Source organism: Planctomycetota bacterium, from assembly GCA_038746835.1.
Classification (GTDB): Bacteria; Planctomycetota; Phycisphaerae; order Tepidisphaerales; family Tepidisphaeraceae; genus JBCDKH01.
The window spans coordinates 1-2,513 of record JBCDKH010000301.1; the positions used below are offsets into that span (position 1 = coordinate 1).

Here is a 2,513-nt window from a genome sequence, read left to right on the forward strand (position 1 = left end):
ACCATCGGCGGCATCCTCGGCACAGTCGTCGGCGTCGCGGACGATCACGTCACCGTCAAGGTCGACGAAACCAGCAACACCAAGCTCAAGTTCCAGAAACAGGCGCTGGCCAGCGTCGAGCCCAAGAACGCACCCGAAAAATCATGATGCGCACGATCCTGCTCGTCGTTGTTCTCGTTCCAGTTGCCAGTGTATCCGGAAACATAGGTGGCAGTTCCTGGTCCCTTCAGTCGCAGCCGCAGCCCCCGGTCACCCGAGCCAACTTCGAACTCTGGATCTCGGAAGACACGAAGGTCGTCCGCGGCATCATCGTCGTCGCCGACTATCAGGCCGGCCGGCGCATCTATCACGAGTCGGAGTGGCGCGCCTTCGCGACGGAGCACAGCTTGGCGTTGCTCCTGCACGACATGCGGGCCCCCGAGCAAGGCCGACCCGGCCGGTTGCCACTCGGCCAGAAGGGCATCGATGAAATCGACGCGGCACTCGCGCACTTTGCGACCGAGACCGGCAGCCCAGACCTCGCGTCCAGACCGCTGATCCTGACCGGGCTGTCGCAAAGTGCCTGGCAGGCGATGAGCTGGGCGGTGCTCATTCCCGATCGCGTCGCGGCCGTCCTGCCGTCGCGTGGGGGCTACTGGACAGACGACTTTTCCCCGATGCACGGAGTGCCGACGCTCTTCCTGCTTGCCCAGCACGACCGGTTCGGCATCACGCCACGCGCATACACATTCGTCGCGCGGCAACGAGAAGAGGGCGCAGCCTGGGCTGCGGTGATTGAGCCGGGGATCCAGCACCACATTCCCGGGCATCCCGAGTTCTCACGAATGTGGCTCTCGGAGATCCTCGACCGCCGGCTGCCGGAAACGCCGGGCAAGCCGCTGAAGGTTGTCGACACGTCGAAGGGCTGGATCGCATCGCATCGCTTCACGTGGGACCATCTCGTCGCCGAGGTCGAGCTGAAGCCGGCAGGGCAGGCCGAGGTGCCGTTTCACGTGGGCGATCGCGGGCACTGGTTCCCGACCCGAGCGCTGGCCGACGCATGGCTCAACGTCAGCCTGGCTGGCCGAATCGACGATCTGGGCGAAGCCGAGGAACTGGCGATGCCGGTCCGTCGGATCAAGACCGACGTGACGATCGACGGGCAGACGGACGACTGGACGGACTTGGGCGACGTCCTCTGGCCGGCGGAGGTGTCGGGCGGGGCCGAGCCGTGGCAGGGGCCGGACGACACGTCCATCCGGATTGCGACAGGGTTCGACGACGAAATGGTCTACTTCGCCATTCGCGTCGAGGATGATGAGCTCTTCCTGAACGGCCAGTCGGCTTGGCAACAAGACGGCGTGGAACTGCGGATCGACGCCCGACCGACGGCAGAACGGGGCAGCAACCCCGGCGTCCGTGAGAACACGTACCTCCTTGTCGCGATCGGCCCCGATGCCGCTGGCCAGCATCGAGTTCACCAGCCGAGCGCCCTGCCCGAGGGCACCCAGTGGGCCGTGGCCACGTCCGACGTCGGCTACGAGGTCGAGATCGCGGTGCCGTCGGCGTACTTCGACCAGAAGGCCGGCACCGCGTGGGATCGATTCCGCCTGAACGTTGCGGTCAACGACATGGACACGGCCGATGACGGCGAGCCGACACGCCAGGTGCTGCACTGGCGACCCGACTGGCTCGGCGCGAAATCGACCTTCGGCTCCGGCACCGCCTTCAAGGTCGACGGTGACACGGCAACGGGTTCCTAGTGTGTCGACCCGCCCGAAGCGGGACGAACCGCCACGGCGCGTGTTCGTGAGCTGGGAGTCGTGAGTCGGACATGAGCCGGACGACGATCTCCTGCTCAAGCCCACTCACCCCGTTCGACTCACGACCTCCGAGTCTCATGCCCACCGTTTTTGCCGGCCGCATCACGCTGATCCTCGTCGTTCTGTACGCGGCGGTGTGCACGATCTTCCCGGTCGCGCCGTTCAGCCTCTTCAAGCCGCTCATCCAGGGGCCGGCCAGCTTTGACAGCTATCTCAAGCCCGGCATCGACATGGTCGGCGGGACGAGCCTGATCTACGAGATCGAGGTTCCCGAAGACTTCGAGCAGGTCGCCGGCTCCGAATCGCTCAGCCAACGCGTCGCCTCGGCACTCAAGCGGCGTGTCGACCCGCAGGGCGTGCTGGGCCTCATCTGGCGGCCGCAGGGCGATACACGCCTCGAAATCCAGCTCCCGCTCTCGCAGGACTCCGACGCCGCCGAGGCGTTTCGCGCGACATACCAGGAAGCCTCCGAAGCCCTGACCGCCTTTGAAGTTCGGCCGGCACAGGTGGTGCGGATCGTCGAGAACTTCCAGGGCGACGAGCGCGAGCAACGACTCGTCGAACTCTCCAGCGGCGGTGAGGCACGGCTGGTCAAGTTCCGCGAGGCAGCCGCGGCGTACGACGAGCTTCAGGCGGCCCAGGACGCCGGGCTGATCGTCCAGATCGATGAAGCGGAGCAGGCGTACACCGAGGCCTTGGCCGAGCTGGACG

Annotated in this window: 2 protein-coding genes; both read left to right on the top strand. The window is 66.1% G+C overall.

Annotated features, from left to right (window positions below; genetic code table 11):
- Positions 1-143: 143 nt before the first annotated feature.
- On the top strand, positions 144-1,742 hold the full coding sequence (locus tag AAGI46_16820; GenBank protein ID MEM1013870.1) for a sugar-binding protein: 1,599 nt from the start codon (positions 144-146) through the stop codon (positions 1,740-1,742).
- Between the two features lie 137 nt (positions 1,743-1,879).
- Positions 1,880-2,513, top strand: a 634-nt coding sequence (locus AAGI46_16825; GenBank protein MEM1013871.1) for a hypothetical protein, incomplete at its 3' end; no start/stop codon positions are given.

Excerpts from the sequence above, each read along its gene's own strand:
- AAGI46_16820 (MEM1013870.1), top strand. The coding sequence starts at position 144 with ATGATGCGCACGATCCTGCTCGTCGTTGTTCTCGTTCCAGTTGCCAGT.